The 634-nt window shown below is 49.7% G+C and carries 1 protein-coding gene; it reads left to right on the forward strand.

From position 1 onward, the window contains the following. Positions 1–634 (forward strand): cation:proton antiporter (locus R7R78_RS27270; RefSeq protein WP_225474753.1); only part of this gene is annotated, 634 nt, incomplete at both ends.

Raw genomic sequence — 634 nt, forward strand, 5'->3', positions numbered from 1 at the left:
GTCCTCAAAATTGGGGATTCCAATCCTTCTCGTATTTCTTGCGGTAGGTATGTTGGCTGGGGAAGATGGCCTTGGCGGAATCTTATTTGATAATTATTCCATCGCTTATTTAGTCAGTAACTTAGCGCTCGCCATCATTCTTTTGGATGGCGGGATGCGAACGCGAGTCGCCAGTTTTCGGGTCGCCTTGTGGCCTTCGGTGTCGTTGGCAACCATAGGCGTAGCCATCACGACATTGTTAACCGGTTTGATGGCGACTTGGTTGTTCGATTTGGATCTATTGCAAGGTATCTTGGTTGGCGCGATTGTCGGTTCAACGGATGCGGCCGCGGTCTTCTCTTTATTGAAAGGGCGCAGTCTGAACGAACGTGTTGGCTCGACGTTAGAAATTGAATCGGGCACCAACGACCCAATGGCGGTGTTCTTGACCGTTACGTTAATTGCGATTCTTTCTAGTACGGGAACGGAGTTAAGCGCCGGCTTTTTAGCGCTTAGTTTTGTTAAGCAGTTTGGTATCGGTGCGCTTCTTGGTTTTGCTGGTGGCTGGGTCTTGTGGAAAGTCATCAATCGCAATCAACTGCCGGATGGCTTGTACTCGATTTTGACCGTCAGCGGCGGCTTGATCATTTTCGCG

The organism is Vibrio sp. 2134-1 (genome assembly GCF_033339495.1).